This window comes from Virgibacillus salinus (assembly GCF_900102415.1).
In the GTDB taxonomy this organism is placed as follows: Bacteria; Bacillota; Bacilli; order Bacillales; family Amphibacillaceae; genus Lentibacillus; species Lentibacillus subterraneus.
Genome location: NZ_FNKD01000001.1, coordinates 253,329 through 271,395 on the forward strand (window position 1 = coordinate 253,329; position 18,067 = coordinate 271,395).

19 protein-coding genes are annotated in these 18,067 nt (G+C 36.5%); 9 read left to right on the forward strand and 10 right to left on the reverse strand.

The window, feature by feature from the left end:
* The first annotated feature begins 41 nt into the window (after positions 1-41).
* From BLS02_RS01330 to BLS02_RS01355, 6 genes are all read left to right on the forward strand, one after another.
* A complete protein-coding gene (locus tag BLS02_RS01330) occupies positions 42-452 on the forward strand; it encodes an immunity 70 family protein (RefSeq protein ID WP_092491161.1) in 411 nt (136 codons plus the stop codon).
* Positions 453-601: 149 nt separating this feature from the next.
* On the forward strand, positions 602-1,135 hold the full coding sequence (locus tag BLS02_RS01335) for a hypothetical protein (protein ID WP_092491162.1): 534 nt from the start codon (positions 602-604) through the stop codon (positions 1,133-1,135).
* Positions 1,136-1,342: 207 nt separating this feature from the next.
* On the forward strand, positions 1,343-1,846 hold the full coding sequence (locus BLS02_RS01340) for an RNA polymerase sigma factor (protein ID WP_092491163.1): 504 nt from the start codon (positions 1,343-1,345) through the stop codon (positions 1,844-1,846).
* Positions 1,836-2,738, forward strand: a complete 903-nt coding sequence (locus tag BLS02_RS01345) for an anti sigma factor C-terminal domain-containing protein (RefSeq protein WP_175559416.1) — start codon at positions 1,836-1,838, stop codon at positions 2,736-2,738. The genes BLS02_RS01340 and BLS02_RS01345 overlap by 11 nt, the downstream gene beginning before the upstream one ends.
* Positions 2,739-3,188: 450 nt before the next feature.
* Positions 3,189-3,473: a hypothetical protein gene (locus BLS02_RS01350; RefSeq protein ID WP_092491165.1), complete on the forward strand. Its 285-nt coding sequence runs from the start codon at positions 3,189-3,191 to the stop codon at positions 3,471-3,473.
* Between the two features lie 118 nt (positions 3,474-3,591).
* Positions 3,592-3,798, forward strand: coding sequence for a hypothetical protein (locus BLS02_RS01355; protein WP_092491166.1), 207 nt, complete (start codon positions 3,592-3,594; stop codon positions 3,796-3,798).
* A 402-nt stretch (positions 3,799-4,200) separates the two neighbouring features.
* Here BLS02_RS01355 and BLS02_RS01360 read toward each other — a convergent pair whose 3' ends face one another.
* Positions 4,201-5,109 (reverse strand): Gfo/Idh/MocA family protein, encoded by a 909-nt coding sequence (locus tag BLS02_RS01360; protein ID WP_092491167.1) that lies wholly within the window; start codon positions 5,107-5,109, stop codon positions 4,201-4,203.
* Positions 5,110-5,291: 182 nt separating this feature from the next.
* Between BLS02_RS01360 and BLS02_RS01365 the strand changes: the two genes are divergently transcribed.
* A complete protein-coding gene (locus BLS02_RS01365) occupies positions 5,292-6,323 on the forward strand; it encodes a tellurite resistance/C4-dicarboxylate transporter family protein (RefSeq protein ID WP_254788702.1) in 1,032 nt (343 codons plus the stop codon).
* 229 nt (positions 6,324-6,552) lie between these two features.
* Here the strand turns inward: BLS02_RS01365 and BLS02_RS01370 are convergent, their stop codons facing one another.
* Positions 6,553-7,059 (reverse strand): hypothetical protein, encoded by a 507-nt coding sequence (locus BLS02_RS01370; protein ID WP_092491169.1) that lies wholly within the window; start codon positions 7,057-7,059, stop codon positions 6,553-6,555.
* 715 nt (positions 7,060-7,774) lie between these two features.
* On the opposite strand from BLS02_RS01370, the gene BLS02_RS01375 reads away from it, so the two are divergent.
* Both BLS02_RS01375 and BLS02_RS01380 read left to right on the forward strand, forming a co-directional pair.
* A complete protein-coding gene (locus BLS02_RS01375) occupies positions 7,775-8,863 on the forward strand; it encodes an N-acetyltransferase DgcN family protein (protein WP_092491170.1) in 1,089 nt (362 codons plus the stop codon).
* Positions 8,860-9,963, forward strand: a complete 1,104-nt coding sequence (locus BLS02_RS01380; protein WP_254788703.1) for an alanine/ornithine racemase family PLP-dependent enzyme — start codon at positions 8,860-8,862, stop codon at positions 9,961-9,963. Before BLS02_RS01375 ends, BLS02_RS01380 begins: the two co-directional genes overlap by 4 nt.
* Before the next feature lie 21 nt (positions 9,964-9,984).
* On the opposite strand, the gene BLS02_RS01385 is transcribed toward BLS02_RS01380, so the two are convergent.
* The 8 genes from BLS02_RS01385 to BLS02_RS01415 all read right to left on the reverse strand — a co-directional run bounded on the left by BLS02_RS01385 (position 9,985) and on the right by BLS02_RS01415 (position 17,845).
* On the reverse strand, positions 9,985-11,181 hold the full coding sequence (locus BLS02_RS01385) for a PLL family lectin (RefSeq protein WP_245735960.1): 1,197 nt from the start codon (positions 11,179-11,181) through the stop codon (positions 9,985-9,987).
* 199 nt (positions 11,182-11,380) lie between these two features.
* Entirely contained in the window at positions 11,381-12,133 is a 753-nt protein-coding gene (locus BLS02_RS01390; RefSeq protein ID WP_092491171.1) for an SGNH/GDSL hydrolase family protein, read from the reverse strand.
* A gap of 160 nt (positions 12,134-12,293) precedes the next feature.
* Positions 12,294-12,446 carry a hypothetical protein gene (locus tag BLS02_RS18860; RefSeq protein WP_175559417.1) on the reverse strand — a complete coding sequence of 51 codons (153 nt, stop codon included), beginning with the start codon at positions 12,444-12,446 and terminating at the stop codon, positions 12,294-12,296.
* A 43-nt stretch (positions 12,447-12,489) separates the two neighbouring features.
* A complete protein-coding gene (locus BLS02_RS01395) occupies positions 12,490-12,882 on the reverse strand; it encodes a bactofilin family protein (RefSeq protein WP_092491172.1) in 393 nt (130 codons plus the stop codon).
* A 28-nt stretch (positions 12,883-12,910) separates the two neighbouring features.
* Positions 12,911-13,774: a M23 family metallopeptidase gene (locus BLS02_RS01400; protein WP_092491173.1), complete on the reverse strand. Its 864-nt coding sequence runs from the start codon at positions 13,772-13,774 to the stop codon at positions 12,911-12,913.
* A 31-nt stretch (positions 13,775-13,805) separates the two neighbouring features.
* On the reverse strand, positions 13,806-15,041 hold the full coding sequence (locus BLS02_RS01405; protein ID WP_092491174.1) for a polysaccharide deacetylase family protein: 1,236 nt from the start codon (positions 15,039-15,041) through the stop codon (positions 13,806-13,808).
* Between the two features lie 44 nt (positions 15,042-15,085).
* The gene (locus BLS02_RS01410; protein ID WP_092491175.1) at positions 15,086-15,847 is read right to left on the reverse strand and encodes an AAA family ATPase; all 762 of its coding nucleotides are present in this window, start codon (positions 15,845-15,847) and stop codon (positions 15,086-15,088) included.
* A 759-nt stretch (positions 15,848-16,606) separates the two neighbouring features.
* A complete protein-coding gene (locus tag BLS02_RS01415; RefSeq protein ID WP_092491176.1) occupies positions 16,607-17,845 on the reverse strand; it encodes a dicarboxylate/amino acid:cation symporter in 1,239 nt (412 codons plus the stop codon).
* Between the last annotated feature and the right edge of the window lie 222 nt (positions 17,846-18,067).

An 18,067-nucleotide genomic window follows, 5' to 3' on the forward strand; every position in this document is an offset into this window, starting at 1 on the left:
AGAGTCACTTAATGACAATAAGATTTTAGGAGGTTGTAATTATGGGAATTGGCATAAATGTGGGGGATTTTTATTATGAAATTGGTTCAGGAGATTTTTTTCACTCCTTCTTTTCAACTATTTCTTATCACTTGGAACCAGAAGGATGGGGAACAAAATATCCTTTTTTAATGAACGAATTTTATCAAGGTTCTTTGAAATGGGATTTATCAACCAAAGTAATAGAAGAATTAAAAGATGCTCACAGAAGGCTTCAAAATTACAAGCCATCACAAGTAGTATGGGACATTGAGGATACTTCATTACAGCCTCCTTGGGGAGATAACATAAGTTCCGACATAACCAGCTTAGCTAATTATTTCGTTACAAGTGATGGTGAAGACTTAATAGAAGTATTATATAATGCTTTTCAAACTTCTTATAATGAAAAAGAGAACATTGAAATTGGTTAAATGCTTATTAAATTAACTGGTGCTTTCGTTTAATAAGGAATTGCACCCTTGTTCAACTATAGAAGCAGGTTAGTTGAACGGGATATGAAAATTATGTTTTGAAACTTAATAACGTAATTCATCGTATTACTTATAAAAGGTGATTTTATATGAAAAAAAGAACATACAAATTTTTTGCAGCCGCTTTATTTACTTCACTATTTTTAATGGTAGTTGGCTGTACAGAAAATACAGAAACGAAAACGAAAGATGAAAATATACAGACAATTAAAGCTGTGTTACACAATATGTTTACAGGTCCAGAAGATGAATTGAAACAAATCTGGAAGACTAACGAAGCAGAGGAAGAACTTAAAGCTTTAAGTAAATATTCAGAAGAGCAATTCAAAGATTATTTTACAGAAGATATGTATATGGAATACAGTTTAGCTTCTAATGAAATTGTATTCTTAAAAACTGCATATCGAAATAATTATAATCTGAAAGTTATTAAAATTAAATTTGAAAAAACTAATTCAGATGAAGATATTTATAATTTCTCTATGGAAGTACAACTACAAAAAGTAGGTAAAGAACTATCAGAAATTCAAATTGTGAATGGGCAAGCTAATTTAAGTAAGGAACATAAAATAGAAGAGATCTTAATTCGTAATGAAGGAGTTTTAAAATCATTGAAAAATTGATGTTATTAGAAAAAAACACTTAATCTTATTGCATTATCGGGTGCGATTGCTGAACAACAGGCAGTCGCTTTCTTATTTAAGTAACTGTATCTTTCTGACGGATGCAGTCTTTTTATTATAAGTCTTAAAATTAGTGAACAAGTTTTCACTTTAACTTTGTAAACTTTTTCTTTGCTCAAACGTCTTCTAAACATAGGGGGAGGGACAATGGAAGACCAAAACAAAAATGAGGAACTAAATAACGAACTAAATATTGTGTTTCGGTACTTAGTAAAAAAAGGTGTTCCGCACTCGGATGCTGAAGATGCGGTACAAGAAACAGCATATAAATACCTTAGATTTTCCGATTCCATTCGCTCCTCTAAAGTACGAAGCTGGTTGGTTCGGGTGGCATTGAATTATTATTATGATCAATGTCGGAAAAATAAAAAATACATATTAAATTTAGAGGGAAATATGGAAGAAAATAAAGCAGATGAACTGCCAGAATTGATTATTCTAGCAAAAGAGCGTAGGGAAGAACTTTATAGGTTGCTTTCTAAGCTGAAACCACAATTTATGGAGCTTCTTCTACTAAAATACGAATCCGAGCTATCGTATGAAGAAATTTCTAAACTACTAGGTATTAGCAACAGTTCTGTAAAGACGAATATGTTTCGAGCTAGAAAGAAGTTAGTCAAGCTATATGAGGAGGGAAATGATGGACGATAAAAAAAATTCCAATCAGAACTCGGAAATTGATTTCACAAGCGATCCTTCTTTTCAAAAATCTATTAAGAAAACAAAGTGGAAACAGATCATGTTATATATCGTTATCTCGATTATCACGTTGGTTGTATGTAGTGTATTGGTTTATAGTGGCAGTGAGTATCTCACTAATAAAAAAATCCAAAAAGAAGAAGTACAGCAGCCAAATATATTTGTTGAGGGTTATCAGCAAGGAGCAGAAATCACCAGTGTCACAATGTATCATCATAATTTGTTCAGTGTAGTTGGCAAAACAACATACTATAAAACAATTGGTAACAGGAGAATTGTTTGGGATACTGTGACGAAAAAATATCCTGCTATAGGCAATGTCGAAGTAATTGATCGTGGCAGTGGAATGAGCAAAGTGACTAAATTCAACAAGGAAGCGAATAGAGTTGTTCGGTATAATAAGGTTAATAATGAGCGAATGATTGACTTCTACTACCCCAATTTAAGATATGACTTTTTGCCCCAGGAACTGAAAATAGCCACCGGATTAGATGAAAACACATTGGTTGAAGTGGCGCTTTCTTTTAATGAACCGAAAACACTGGAAGAATTAGGTGAAACGCTGGGCTATAAAAATGTAACTTGGCTTTGGCTTGATAAAGCAACTGAAAAGAAACTCGAACGATTAGAAGAAAAATGGGATGATGATACATGGAAAGTAAAACACGGGGAAGATGCTTATGGATTTCCTGTTTCGGAAGAACACCCGTACACTGAAAATGCAACAGACGACACAACTATTAATGGAGCAGTAGTAAGTGGAACGCCAAAGGAATTAAAAAGGTTTCAGAACCTGGAACTTGTAAGGACTTCTGTTATAGGTGTAACGATTGATAAATATTAAGATATGTAAACCAAAAAAGTTCAAATGATTGTGAAAGAGTGTACTTAAACAAACGGGTGCTTTCCTTGAATAAGGAATTGCATCCTTGTTTAACTAAAGCAGCAGGATAGTAATAGCCAGGAGGTTAGATAAATATGAGTGAGCCTTTAAGAATCTACATTGGACTAATAATAGTAATTCCTTTTTTAGTAATGTTCTTAACAAATATATTGGTAGAACATTCTGGGGGACTTAGTGCCGTTCTATATTTTCTTTCTTTAATTTCAACACATTTAGTTGTTACTAAGATTCAAAATTCTTTAAACTGAAGATAGTATTTGTGAAAAGATGTACTTAAACAAACGGGTGCTTTAACACAAGAAGGAGATTGTTGATGCGGCAACTCCTATTTTGCTAAAGAGGCAGGTTTGTGAAATAAGAGAATATTGAAATAGAGAAAGGATTGGTAAAATGGCGATATTTATAGGGTATGGAATTGCATTTATAGGTGCGCTTGTAGCTTATCAGCTAAGCGTAGGTAAACCAAAAAACAAGAAATATAAGGTATGGGGCATTGCTCTTATGGTACCAATTTCACCAGCTTTTGCTTTTGCGATAGGGTTAACCTATGCAGTCATTGTAGAAAGTGGTTGGGCAGGATTGATAATGTGGTATATTTTCCCCTTTATCTTCATAATCGGACTAGTTATGTTATTGGTTGGTATTTTCAAGAAAGAAGAAACAAAAATATTTTGAGTTGATCAACTAACGGGTGCTTTAGTTTAAGAAGCACTTGAAAATAAATAGAAGAAAAATCTCAGTTCAGTGAACTGAGATTTTTTTATTTTTAATTACAAATATAGGTAACAACCCAATGGTAGTAACAACCGATAGTAATGTCAAACTTGACTTCGAAAAAGAGCCAGATAGTTATACCATAAGGATATGGGATGACGACAACAATATCATTAACGAGTCTGATAAGGTGGTTTTTTCTGGGGTAGGCAAGGTTATTTATGAGGTGCTGGTGAAATGGGATCAAGGTACTGCAAGCTATGCCTTTTCTTTAAACATTAAATAAACTCATTGCTACACTAACGTGAGAAAAGCTAAAAACGAAAAACCAAATATCAAAGAGCTGGTAAACCCCAAGCTCTTTATCAGTTACTTGAAATAAATTAAATCTTCTATTCAAATTGTTTATTTGTAACACCTACTCGTTGAACTGGTGTCTTCCCATTTTTATCAGCTTTTTCGCATAAAATTGCCATACTTTCGTTCACATTTTCGTATCTACTTTAAAAATGTAACGAAATACACTAGCATTTTGATTATAAATTTGCAAAAAAACACTATCACATCAGTAAAAAGGGGGATACGAATTTTTAACGAGTTTGTATACGCTTAAGTTTTGTACTCCAAAACTGAAATAATTAGTATGTGACTTTACTTCTATATTGTTGAAAATATTTTGTGCCTATTATTAAGCATCTTGATCAATCTGCTTCACTATTCTTTCGCATATTTCATGAGTGATGAGTGAGTCATCAATAGACGGGTCAGGTACTTTGTTATTTTGTACGGAATCTATAAAATGATCTGCTATCTGATAGAAACCACGTTTATATAATGTTGGCTCCCAATCACCAGACTTAGCAATACGTATTTCTTTATTATGATAGTGGGTTGTTTCAACAAGACCGTTCACTACATATTTGTCATGCCCAGTAGAGTACTCAATGATTTCTTCGGTGACACCGCCATTCCTGTTCATTATCCCCATAGCGGTACACCCTTCTCCAATAAGCTGTATAACCAGTTGGTCAAGCATTTCACCATTTTTCAGGCTCACTACTTTTACATCCAAAACAGTTGTATCCATCAGAAATCTAAGTGTATCTACAACATGTATGAAATCTTCTACAACAAATCTTCTTATATAATCTGGTAAGGAAAATCTGTTTTTTTGAATAAGTACCAGACTTGGTTTACCATGTTTCTTTAGCTCTTTAACTTTCGGGATAAATCTTCTATTAAAACCTACCATGGCTAATGTATTTGTTTCTTTTGAGAGCTCTGTAATTTTCTTGGTTTCGTGAAACTTCATAGATATCGGCTTATCTATATATGTGTGTATTCCACTTCTAAGTAATTTTTCAGCTATTTCAAAATGTGCCTCTGTAGCAGTGCTTACAAATGCAGCATCAATATTCTTGGTGATCAGTTCATCTACTGTTTGCACCTTTTCATTAATTCTATACTTCTCCGATAACCGGTTCAGCGTGTCTTCATTTCTAGTACAAAGAACAAGTTCAATTCCTTCTTTTTCAGAGAGAACAGGCAAGTAGCCTTTTTGGGCAATATCACCCAAACCAATAATTCCTATTTTCATATAATCACCCCGATGATAGTAGTGTATTTATAGGATAACATGTTAATTAGCTGGGAAGTTAATATCGGATTTAGAAGGTTTCTCTTTATTACTTTATAAATTCGAGGTTATAAATAATGAGAAAATGATAAGATAGGAACTAGATGTACAATAATGTCCTGATTTCAGGGGGTGGATTAGCAATGATTAATTTTTTAAAGCAGCAGGCAAGGGATCTCTTTCCGGGCTATTTCGCATTGGTTATGGCTACTGGGGCATTATCAATTGGTTCATTTTTGCTGGGGATGGAGTTTATATCCACTATATTGTTGTATATTAATACTGTTGCATATCTTACCTTGTGGTTGCTGACAATTATCCGTCTTGTTGGCTATTTTCCTGACGTAATAGAAGATTTGACAAGCCACACGCTCGGACCTGGTTTTTTTACGTTAGTTGCTGGAACAAGTGTGTTTGGAAGTCAGTTAATAATTGTTGGTGAAAATTACATATTACCGGTTTATTTGTGGATACTTGCAATTATTCTGTGGGTAGTTATTATGTATACGTTTTTTACAGCGGTCACAGTACGGAGGGATAAACCTACAATAGCAGAAGGCATTAATGGTGCTTGGTTAATTGCAGCAGTTGCTACACAATCCGTTTCTATCTTAGGAACTCTTTTATCCCCTCATGTAGAAAGTGGCCATGAAATCATTTTATTTTTTACGTTATGTATGTATTTTCTAGGCTGTATGCTATATCTGAATATTATCACGCTCATTTTTTACAGATTTACCTTTGTAAATTTTAAATTTGCGGCTCTTACTCCTCCTTACTGGATTAACATGGGAGCAGTTGCCATTACTACTTTGGCTGGATCTACCTTAATATTGCATTCTGACTATTGGAGTTTGCTTGATGAAATCACTCCATTCTTAAAAGGATTTACATTATTCTTCTGGATAACGGGAACATGGTGGATTCCGTTACTATTTATTCTGATGATATGGCGTCATATATACAATCACTACCCATTCAAGTATGACCCGCAATTCTGGGGGATGGTCTTCCCTCTTTCCATGTATACCACTAGCACGTTTCAGCTGTCAGCAGCTTTAGGTGTCCCATTTCTGTTAGTGATACCTCAATTTATGGTTTTTGTTGCTTTGGCTGCATGGATAATTGGGTTTGGTGGGCTAATCTATCATATTTACTTAGCATTTAAATCATGAAAGGTTTTCGCGGTTATGGGTTGAACCTCTGCACCCAAGCTTAAAATGAGTGTTTGCAAGCAATAACGGAACGAGAATCCGAACCCAAGCCTGAAACAAGGGTTTTCGAGTAAATAACGGAATGAGGATCCGCCAAACAGTCGAAGTGGATCTTCATTCCGTTGAAGTGACCTTATTGGCAAACCATCAAATACTTTTCAGAGTTTCGCTGTAGGCAGGATCCCTATGTCTACTCTAATGGAATTGCAAAACTCACAGTTCCCGTTTTAACTGACCCCATATCTGAAAAGGTTACGCCAAGGGTTGTTGGACCTGCATCAGATTCTTTCATCGATTCAAAGCCGTAGTTTTCATTATCTTCTGTGATGATATTGTATCCATTACTATCTGCATACTCCTTAAACTTTTTATAGACCTCATCAATTTCTTCTGAGAACGAGAAACCTACCACATATTGTTTGTGTCCAGCCGTATCATAGGACTGAACCTGTAAATCGGCTTCAGCTGGAAATGGAAGATCTGCTGGAACCCCCTCTGGTAATGCTGATTGATCTTCTTCCTGAGCTGCGTCTTCATCCTGTTTATTTTCTGCTTCATCTGTTTCATCAGTGGTACTAACGTTTACATCTTCTTGCGTATCTGCCTCTGAATTTGATTTTTCTTCACCGGATCCACACGCCACTAGAAATATACTGAGAGCGAAGAATAGACATAAAACGGTTATAAACTTTTTCATTGGAGTTAATTCCCCCTTATACTTTTTAATAGCTTAACAGCGAGCATATAATTAATAAATTATACCTGAGTATAAAATAAGCAATTTCTTTACTTGGTCTTATTGATAATCCAGGTATTGTTCGACTTACATAACAAAACTATTGAGAAATTTACGTCAATCATCCATTTTATGATCAGACACCTTTTACTAATCTGCCATTTCTGGGAGAGTCACTCAACTTGCACATTTATAAATATGAAAAAGTAGTCATCCTTCATCGGAATACTACATTAGAACATGGTGACAGAATCTTAGTAAGTGGAGCACCAGAAGACCTTGGTGTGATTTAGAGAAAATTGACGTACAAATTTTAAAAGGCAACGCATCCAGCTTTAAAGAAAGCGGGGGAGTGTTGCCTTTTTAGTAGTTGAGAAAGTATAAATACAATTAAAGCACTTGAATTAAGGTTTAGCGAATGCTCAGTTTTCTAAAGTTTGCACAGTAAACAAGTATTTTTTGAAAAGGCATATTATTTCTAAAACTATGCTATACTTATAAGTGTAGAGTAAAAAACTTAATACCCTCGAAAAATATCCTTGCATGATTAGTATCTTGGCTCATCGTATGTCGATCTTTACTAAATGGAAGGGATTTTATTTGTCCTTATATGGTAAAAATTCCCAATTTATACGAAAGCCTATTTAAGAAAAAATATTTATAGGAGTGGAATTTTATGAAAGAAACAGCAATTGTTTATTGTGAAAGCATGTTCGGTACAATGGATGGAAAAACTGCAAATGGACTTGTCCGCAGATCGGATAAATATCAGGTTGTTGGAGTAATCGACAGTACAAAGGCTGGTGTAGACGCTGGTGATTACTTAGAAGGGAAACCAAACAACATCCCTGTATTCGCAAGTCTTGAGCAAGCTCTTGCGCAATTGTCTAAAGTACCTGATCAGTTTATTTATGGGATAGCTCCATCTGAAGCTTTTCTGAAACGTAATGAACGAGCAATTGTGTTGGAGGCAATGAAAAAAGGGATGAGTATTGTAAACACCCTTCATGAATTTTTTACAAACGATGAAGAATTTGTGAAGCATTCAATAAAGTATGGGGTAAATATCAATGATGTGAGAAAGCCACCTGAAAAAAAGGATATGCACCTATTTTCAGGAAGAATATTAGATATAAAAACCCCAATCCTAGCTGTGCTTGGTACAGACAGTGCAGTTGGTAAACGAACAACATCGGTAATCCTTGAAGAAGCATTAATAAAAAAGGGTCTAAATGTGGCTTTTGTTGCAACTGGGCAAACTGGTTTAATTCAAGGTGCGAAATACGGCGTGGCAATAGATGCTATTCCTTCACAATTTATGACAGGTGAGATTGAAAATCAAATTATGAGAGCTTATGATAATGAGAATCCAGATATAATTATTGTTGAGGGCCAGGGGGCATTAAGCCATCCTGCATATATTAGTTCATGTTCGATCATTAGGGGATCAAGACCAAGTTCGATTATTGTTCAGCATCCACCGAAAAGAAAATATCTTGGTGACTTTACCTATATGAAAATGCCAACAATACAAAGTGAAATTGAACTCATAGAAAACTTTTCAAAGTCAAAGGTAATTGGGATAACTATTAACCATGAAAATATGTCCGATACAGAAATTTCTGAGGCTGTAACCAGGTATGAAAAGGATCTGAAGCTTCCTGCGACGGATGTACTTAAGCATGGCTGTGACAAGTTAATTGATACATTATTTTCTACTTATCCGGAGTTAGCAAGGAAAAAGAATAAAGTACTCGTAAATTGATTGCTACTGCTGCACCTGCTACATCTAGGGTTGAAATTAACATTGGAAAAATTGCCCATAATGCAGAGAAACTGGTTCAGTTTTATGGATCAAAAGGGATCGAAATCATGGGGGTTACAAAAACCGTTTGCGGTGATCCGAATATCGCCAAAATCTTTGTAAGTAATGGAATTCACATACTCGCAGATTCTAAGATAGAAAATATCAAGAAGATGCGTGATGCTGGCGTGAACGCACAATTTGTTCTGTTACGATCACCTGCTCTCAGTGAGCTTGATGCAGTTGTTAAAAGTGCTGATATTAGTATGAATACGGAGTTAGCTGTTATCAGAGGGCTAAGTACGATAGCTGAAAAATACAATACAGTACATGAAATTATCTTGATGGTTGAAATGGGAGATTTAAGAGAAGGAATTATGCCTGCAGACCTTGAGGGTTTTGTTCAAGAGATCCTAAAACTTTCAGGAGTTAAAATCGTTGGTATCGGTGCAAACTTCGCCTGCTTTGGAGGGGTCAAACCAAGTGAAAAAAAGATGGCAGACCTATCGAAACTAGCTGGCCTTATTGAATTAAAATTCTCACTTCCACTTTCATATGTTTCAGGGGGTAATTCGGCTAATTACAATTGGTTTACGGCTACTGAAAATATCGGGAAAATCAATAACTTAAGACTAGGTGAGTCCATTTATCTGGGACGTGAAACACTTGATCGAAAGGCAATTCCTGGTTTATTTACCGATGCTTTTACGTTCATTTCAGAAGTGATTGAATCGAAAATAAAGCCATCTGTACCGGACGGAGAAACCGGACAGGATGCATTTGGAAATCAGCCTAAGTTTCGTGATCGTGGACTGATTCGCAGGGCCATTGTTGCTTTTGGATCCCAGGATGTTCTTGTAACAGGATTAACACCTGAGTTAGATATTGAAATTCTCGGGTCAAGCAGCGATCATACGATTCTTGATGCGAAGGACGTCAATTTGCAAGTAGGTGATCAGGTAAAATTTTCTCCCAATTATGGAGCACTCCTGGCTATTATGTCTTCAAGTTATATAACAAAAAAATATACGAATGTAAAAGATAATCATATCCTCACGTAAAAAGTGAGGATAAGATTTTTTCTAACGCCCTTGATATATATGAATCAGGTTTTGATTACGCCCTCTAGCAAATACATCAGTACGATTTGGTCCCCAAGATACTGCTGCCGGTGCTGACGTTAAAGTGCCATCAAGATCTACCCAATTTTCCCAGCGAGAACCATTCCATGATCGTTTATAAAGCCTTTGATTGGTTCCACGTACAAAGACATCAAGTCGGTTGGGCCGACGTGAAGAGACAGTTGGATGACTAGTTAATGTACCACCAAGGCTTTCCCAGTTACTCCAATTGCTTCCATTCCACCATTTGTGAATTAAGTCTTGGTTTTGCCCTCTGGCAAATACATCAATACGATTTGGTCCCCAAGATACTGCTGCCGGTGCTGATGCTAAAGAGCCACCTAGATCTTCCCAGTCTTGCCACCTTGAGCCATTCCATGTCTTTTTATAGAGCCTTTGGTTGGTTCCTCGTACAAAGACATCAAGCTGATTTGAACGGCGTGAGGAGACTGTAGGGGCGCTTGTTAACGTGCCGCCAAGGTTTTCCCAGTTGCTCCACTGATTTCCATTCCACCATATGTGGTACAGGCTCTGGTCAGTTCCTCTAGCAAATACATCAATCCGGTTAGGACCCCAAGATACTGCTGCAGGTGGGGATGTTAATGTGCCGCCAAGGTTTTCCCAATCACTCCACCGGTTTCCGTTCCACCATTTATGGTATAGTCTGTCTCCGGTACCTCTTGCAAAAACGTCAAGCCGATTTGGTTGCCAGGAAGCTACAGTGGGAGCAGAAGTTAATGTGCCTCCTAAGTTTTCCCAGCTGCTCCAGCCTTGGCCAGGCTGCCCTTGACCGTTTCCGATCTGATTTAACGTTATTTCAATAACTCTAGTCAGTATACGGTCAGCCAGATTCTGCGATACATTAAATCGTCTGAAAAACTGATATAGCCACGGGATTTGATTTTGAAATTGAGTATATATTTGGCTCGCTGACTGATTTGTGTTTGCCTGATTGAGTGTATAACCTACAGCAAGCGAAAAAATATAATCCGTTATACCTCGATTCATTCCAGCTTGTTCTAGCTGGGAATATAAGTTATTATGCTGTGAACGAAGTATCTGCATAACTTCCTGTGGCTGTTGCCTAAAATCAATATAAGGTTGACCATAATAATCTACTGGTACAAATTGTGGTGTTTGATATGGATATCTGTACAATTTATATACCTCCTCATTTTTTAGCAGTTAAGAAACTGCGTTAGTGGAACTTAGCTTTTTGCCATTAAGGATTGGCATAAAGCAAGTTTTCTAACAGAGTCAGTATATGCACCTATGGGCAAAATTGGGAATGAGTAAGTAAAATAGATTTTTTGGTCAAAAAAACAGGAAGGATATAAGTGTCCTTCCTGAGATTGCTTTATTCGTTTAGACCCAGCACATTTAACCCGATTTCTGCAAGCTTAATTTGACCTTCGATAGTAGGATGAATGTCATCAGGAATCACATAGGTATCTTGATTTTGGCCAAATGCTGCATAAGAATCAGCTAACAGAATATTGCCGTACATAACATTATATAGAGATGCTAAATCTGTGAAATTTTTATTTATACTCGGTAAAATTTGAGAGCTGATAGCATGCAATGGATTATCTAGCTGAAAAGGATTATATACATTGTAAATTACGATTGGCGCGTCAGTTAGTGAACGAGCTTCTTCTATAATAGCTCCAATATTTGCAAACACATTACTTTCTTCAACTTTTTGCTGTAATATGGCCATAAAAGAACCCTGATCACCACCACTTTCTCTTTGAGCAGCCTGCAGTGCTTGGAGCAGGTCATTGTTTCCAATTGTTAATGTAACATAGTCTGCATGTCTTACCGCTTGCCGGTACTTTTGATCTGTTTTCAATGAAGTTAGTAGTTCAGGAGTTGTCCAGCCTGGAATGCCAAGGTTACGAACCTGCAGATCACCATAATCTCCCATTAAGTATGGAAAAGCATCTTTAGATGTTGTCTTGTTATGTTGGTTTAAATTATAACCGTATGGAATTGAATCACCAAGCGATACAAGGGACTCTTTCGCATTACCATTTTTGGCAACTGCAGGAGTTGAGAAAAGCAAACTTGCAACTAAAATGAATACGAGTAACTTAACTATTTTCTTCAAATAAAACACTCCCTTTTATAAACTTGTCTATATTATAATTCATTTCTATCGATTAATCTGTCGAAAGTTAGTATGATTGAAAAATAATTTACATTAGAATGTCGTTAAGGTGAGAGATGAATTATCGGCAACGCGAAATTCAGATTAGTAATACGGATCCTCATTCCGCTAAATGCACAAAATCAATGATATTTGAGGTTAAATAACGTAAATAACTGAACGAGGATCCTAAATCATGCTCCAAACGATGGAATTGTAAGGAATAACGGAACGAGGATCCAGCAAGGTTAGCAATATGTAGATCCTCATCCATGCTTGCTAAGCATCCTTCAACGAATGCCAAGTTTTTCAAATCGTTAACTAGCTTCTTCGTCTTGTTTCTTTTTCTTCTTTTCAGAAGCCTTGTTGTCATTATTTTTAATCGTGCTTTCACCGTTAAACGTACCACCATCATCAATAATAATACCTTTTGTTGTTGCACTGCCTGATAATTTACCACTTGGCTGGACATGTACTTTTTCAGAAGTGTATAAATCTCCATTTACTTCACCGGCTATGATAATGTTCTTTCCTTTGATGGTTGGTTCAACATAGCCATCTTTCCCAATAAAAACATCACCGGCACAATCAACTTCACCATAAATTTTTCCATCAATACGCAGGCTTGATGGGTGTTTGATCTTTCCTTCAATTACTGTCCCTTGCCCAATAATTGTATCAACAATCTTTTGCTGTTTTTCTTTTTTCATATACAGTCTCCTTTCTCGAAGTTGTTACTTATTTATTAAATATAGTCATATAAGGATAAGGGTCAACTGGTTTTCCATTTTCCAAAATTTCGTAATGGAGATGGGGGCCTGTACTTCTCCCGGTACTGCCTATAGATCCGATGTTATCTCCTTTTTTCAAGTTGTCACCTTGTTTCACCTTAATTTCTGAAAGATGGCTGTAAAGGGTTACGAACTTATCTGAATGTCGAACTTTAATCGTATTTCCATATCCGCCATAGTATTTAGCCAAAGTTACAGTTCCATCAGCACCTGCATAAACAGGAGTACCAGTACTTCCTCTAATATCAATTCCGGTATGTAGGGAAGATGATCTATTAAATGGATCACTACGCGGTCCAAACTCTGATGAAATACTATGTGAGCTTGACGGCCAGATGGTTGGGGTATGTTTAAGCTCCTTGTTTGTTTGTTCCATTTCGTCAATTGTTTTTTTATAGTGCTTAACGAACTCGCTTTGTTTCATTTCATTTTCCGGTATTTGTATATCAATTCCGCCACTAGGCCCTAAACTAACAGGTAGTTCTGTCATAGATTCTCTCATCTGGGATTCCAACAGTTTTAATTCCTTCATTTTAGCTTGTACTTTAGCCGTTTTTTGCTCCATACTATCAACTTTTGTCTGTAATCCATCAACTTTGTTCGTTTGAATAGTTAAATCAGCAGCTAGATGATTATTCATCTGTTGTTTCTGGTTCGTTTCGTTGAAAAAATAAAATGAAAGTATTATTGGGATAATAGCTATAAACGATACGATATATACAATTTTTCTTGGTAGCTGAAACCGAGTGACAACCTTATTAGCGTCATTTGATAGAATGGTAAAGGTCAGTGTTTTCATTTTCCGCTTCAATGTTTATTATCACTCCTTAAATACTTCCTTGCTAAGTTAAATTGACAATTTGCAAGCCTTTGCTTTGTAAATACTTAATTATCTGTGGTAATGCCTCTATTACAGCTTCTGATTCGTGAAGCAAGATAATTGATCCGGATGTTTTTGTGCCCTGGACAGAGCTGACTATATCTTTTGGGTCATTGCTTTTCCAATCTTTCGGATCGTTATTCCAAAGCACCATTTTTCCTTGATGCTCATTAATTAAATCTATTGTTAGTTGGTTCATATCACCATATGGTGGTCTAAATAGATCAACCTCTTCATTCGTTATGTCTTCAATTAATTGTATTGTTTGAATTAATTCATTTTCCTGTTGTTCATAAGAGAGGCTTGATACATGTACGTGATTCGTTGAATGCGTACCAATAGAAAAGCCTTCTGAGTTCACGTACTTCACATAAATTGGATGTTTTTTAACATTTTGTCCAATAAAAAAGAATGTCCCACCAACCTGAAAGTCATCTAATATATCAACAATTTCCTTGGAAAATTTTGAAGGACCATCATCAAATGTAAGTGCTACGCTACCTTCTGGGATGCTGTATGTTAGAGCATCAATAAGCTCTACAGAGGGAATACTGGACTTTGACTGTTCAGAAGGGGTAACCTCTGTTGAACTAGTGATTGGATGTTTGCGTTTTATATCTTGTTTTGTATTCAATTCGCTGTTGGTCGTTTCTGCATTAGCGGTTGGTTTCTCATCAGACAGATTTTTTAAAGCTTGACTTGAATAACCGAATAGAATAGTAGATATGATTCCAACTAAAGCAACAGCTGCCCATGTCATTTTGTGCTTGTATTTTTTTGGTTTGGATACATCTTGTTTTGGTGCTTGTTCTAGCTCAACGCTTTCCAACTGATTAAAAGATAGACAGGCTATGTTTTCAATGTCCTCTGTTTTTTGGATAAGTTTAATCTCATGTAATGCTTTCACATATTCTTCTGAGCAGGCAAAATAAACCTTATCACTTTGATCTCGATATGTTCTCGTTAAAAAACTAACGTAACACTTTCTGATGGGGTCCCAGGAGCTATAAAAGGATAATCTGTGTTTATAATGTTGGTCAGAGGTGGTTATTTCCTTTAAACTCTCAGCTGTATTATTAGTAACTTTCCAAATGAGCTCAGTATCCTGTTCGAATGATAATTTCACCCGTAAAAATGATTGTTCTGCGTTGGTTTCAATGTCTATTAGTTCGATTAGTTTTCCATGGTAGACTGACATGGCTGCCTCCTTTTTTTATTAGTAGAAGTTTGCAACCCGATTGGTTAGTCTGATGAATCAGCTGATTCTGGTGAAGTATTGGCGGCGGTAGTCTTTGGAGAGAAAGAAAAGGACATCCGCTCGGTAAAGTCGTTAATGGTCTGCATTAATTCAGCTTTTTCATCGGTAATTTTTTCGTATTGTTCATTGTATTTTTTGTTTTCTATTTCTAGATTTCTAACTTTTTCTTCCAGTTCTTTAATCTTTAACATGCTCTGGTATTGAGCATTCGTAGATTCCTCATTTAGCTTGTTGTATTTATTGCTTTCTGTTTCAAGATCATTGGAGATTTTCTCATATTCGGTGTTAGAAGTACTTTGGTATTCTTTGTAGTCCTCAAGAAGCTGATCATAACTCATTTGTTTATTCGTAAGGTTACCTTCTAGCTCGCGAATTTCCTTATTTTTATCTTGTATAAGCTGATCTTTTTTAACTTCGTCATGCTTGTAACGATTAATGGTTTCATTCGCTGTATGTAATTGATCCTTTAGCCCATTATTTTTGTAAAGTATCAGTTCCCTGTCCTTTAGCATGTTTTCTAAAGAAACAATTAAATCTGAAGCTATCTTATCCTGGTTATCCTTTAAGAATAAATGTTTGTTCTCAGGTGTGTCTGTTTGCTCAGGTTCCTCATGATTGTTTGGCTGCTGTTTTTCCGTTACTTCAGAAGAGGGGTGCTCTTCAAGACTTGCCTGTTCCGGCTGATTTTGATTAGATAAAACACCTTTCAACCAGCCCATTGACTTTTTTTCCGTATCCTTGGTCACGCTATCATCTCCTATTTAAAAAAGTTCGACTCTTCTTATATCGACTGTTTTCGCAACAATTTTAGGGTTATGCATAAAAACGAGGGTGGGACATAACTAAAATCTCTACTTTAAAGACGAATAATAACAGGATAGGTTATGTAGAACGTTCATTATCAATGGTTGAATCTAATACGTAATTGAAATAAACTGCGACATACTGTGGAAATAATTTTAGCCTTTTTTCCAGTTCTAAAGAGGGTAGAGTGCTTTGACTCGTTTCGGCAGAATACTTCGCTTTCCATGGGCACGACTTCAGCCTCCTCGTGACGCTCAGAATGCTTCTTCCGGAGTCTTCGGAACGTGCTGTTCCCATAGGAGTCTATGTATTCCGCCTCCACTGATTAAGATGTCACTGTGAAGGTCCATAGCTGGAATTAAAAAGAACTGCACGTATCTGAAATATTTGCTAATTGTTAGGATAAAGTGAGTACAATCCAGCGGAGGAAATACACGTAGACTCCTGTGGGAGCTTGTGCCTAGATAGACTACGCAGCGACGTAGGAGCAAGGAGGCTCATCAGCCGCCCTAGGTGCGCGAAGTGTATTTCCGGAGTGGTATAATAGCACTCAAACTTTTTTAAAAGTATGTGCAGTTTAATTCTTTTCAACAACAAAAACCCGAACTGATTCAAATTCTATTTCAAGAATTTTGAATCATAGTTCGGATTTTACTTTGACTAAATACTTTTGTCCCAGCCACGTCCTAAATTGCTTCTATTTAATTCGTGGTTGATTCCTCATTACTACGTTCGGCTTCCGTTTTATTAATAACAGATGTACCGACTAAGTCACCGGTGACATTTAGTGCTGTAGCGCCCATGCCAACAAGAACGTCTATTGCAGTCAGTAATCCCACTGCTTCCATTGGCAGTCCTAACTGTGCAAACACGGTAGCAATCATAATAATTCCAGCACCTGGTACACCTGCTGTACCAACGGATGCTAATGTTCCGATTAATACAACTTGAAGCATGTCAGCAATACTCAGTGGATCACCAATAATATTGGCGGCAAATGCTGCAGATACAGCTATGCGTATTGCAGCCCCATCCATGTTAATAGTGGCTCCTAATGGCAAGCTAAATCCATATAGGCTCTTGGATAGCTTCAGGTTCTTCGCAGCATCAAGCGTTAATGGTAATGTACCTGAACTGCTTTGCGTCACAAAGGCGGTAATCATAGGTGTACGTGCCTGTGTGAAGAATTCTTTTAGGTTTACTTTTGATAAAATCATAAAGATTATATAAAAAACAATCTGAACAATTAACGCAATATAGAGGACAACAATCATGTTACCTAACTCTAATAGTGTATTTAAACCTTGGTTACCAACGATCTCTGCAACTATAGCGAAGATCCCGATTGGGACGTATTGAATAATGACCTTCATAATATTCAATGTAGCTTCATTCAGCCCGTTAACTACTTTATACACACTTTCCCCAAGTTCTGCATGCTCTTTGGATGACCTTAAAGCAGATATAGCAATTCCAAACGCGATTGCAGTGAAAATAATACCGAGCAGATTTAGGTTACTAAACGCTGTTATAATATTCTCAGGAACAATATTTAGGATGACACTTGTGACACCCGGGTTATCAGGAACCTCAAATTCTTCATTTGTATCTAGTGTCATCCCAGTCCCGGGATCGAGAATACTTGCAACAGATATTCCAACAGTAATTGCCAATGCGGATGTTAACAGGTAATACAGAAATACCTTTCCACCCATACGCCCTAGATTAGCCAGCCTGGTTTGATTTACTCCGACGATTAACGTAAATAAAATGAGTGGTACGATAACGAATTTAAGTAATCGAATTAGTAAATCTCCAAAAGGAGCTAAGACAGCTGCTTCCTTGCCAAATAATAAACCGACAATAACGCCAAGAATAAGTGCGACAGTAATTTTTAGGATAAGTGAAGCATTGATATAGCCTTTCCATATTGTATTCATAATATGCCCTCCTTTAAAGCAGGTTTCTTTTGGCAGTTAAGAAAGTATAACTACTTTCTTACTGCATAAGTGCAACTATGGTATTCACCAAAAAGCATGGCGAATGCCAAGTTTTCTAAATAAAGTATTATTCCTATAAAATTTATCGGAATTTATTTTAACATACAGCACTCACATAATACTGTCAAAATCCATGCTTAAGAAGGGCTAAAGAAATGAGGA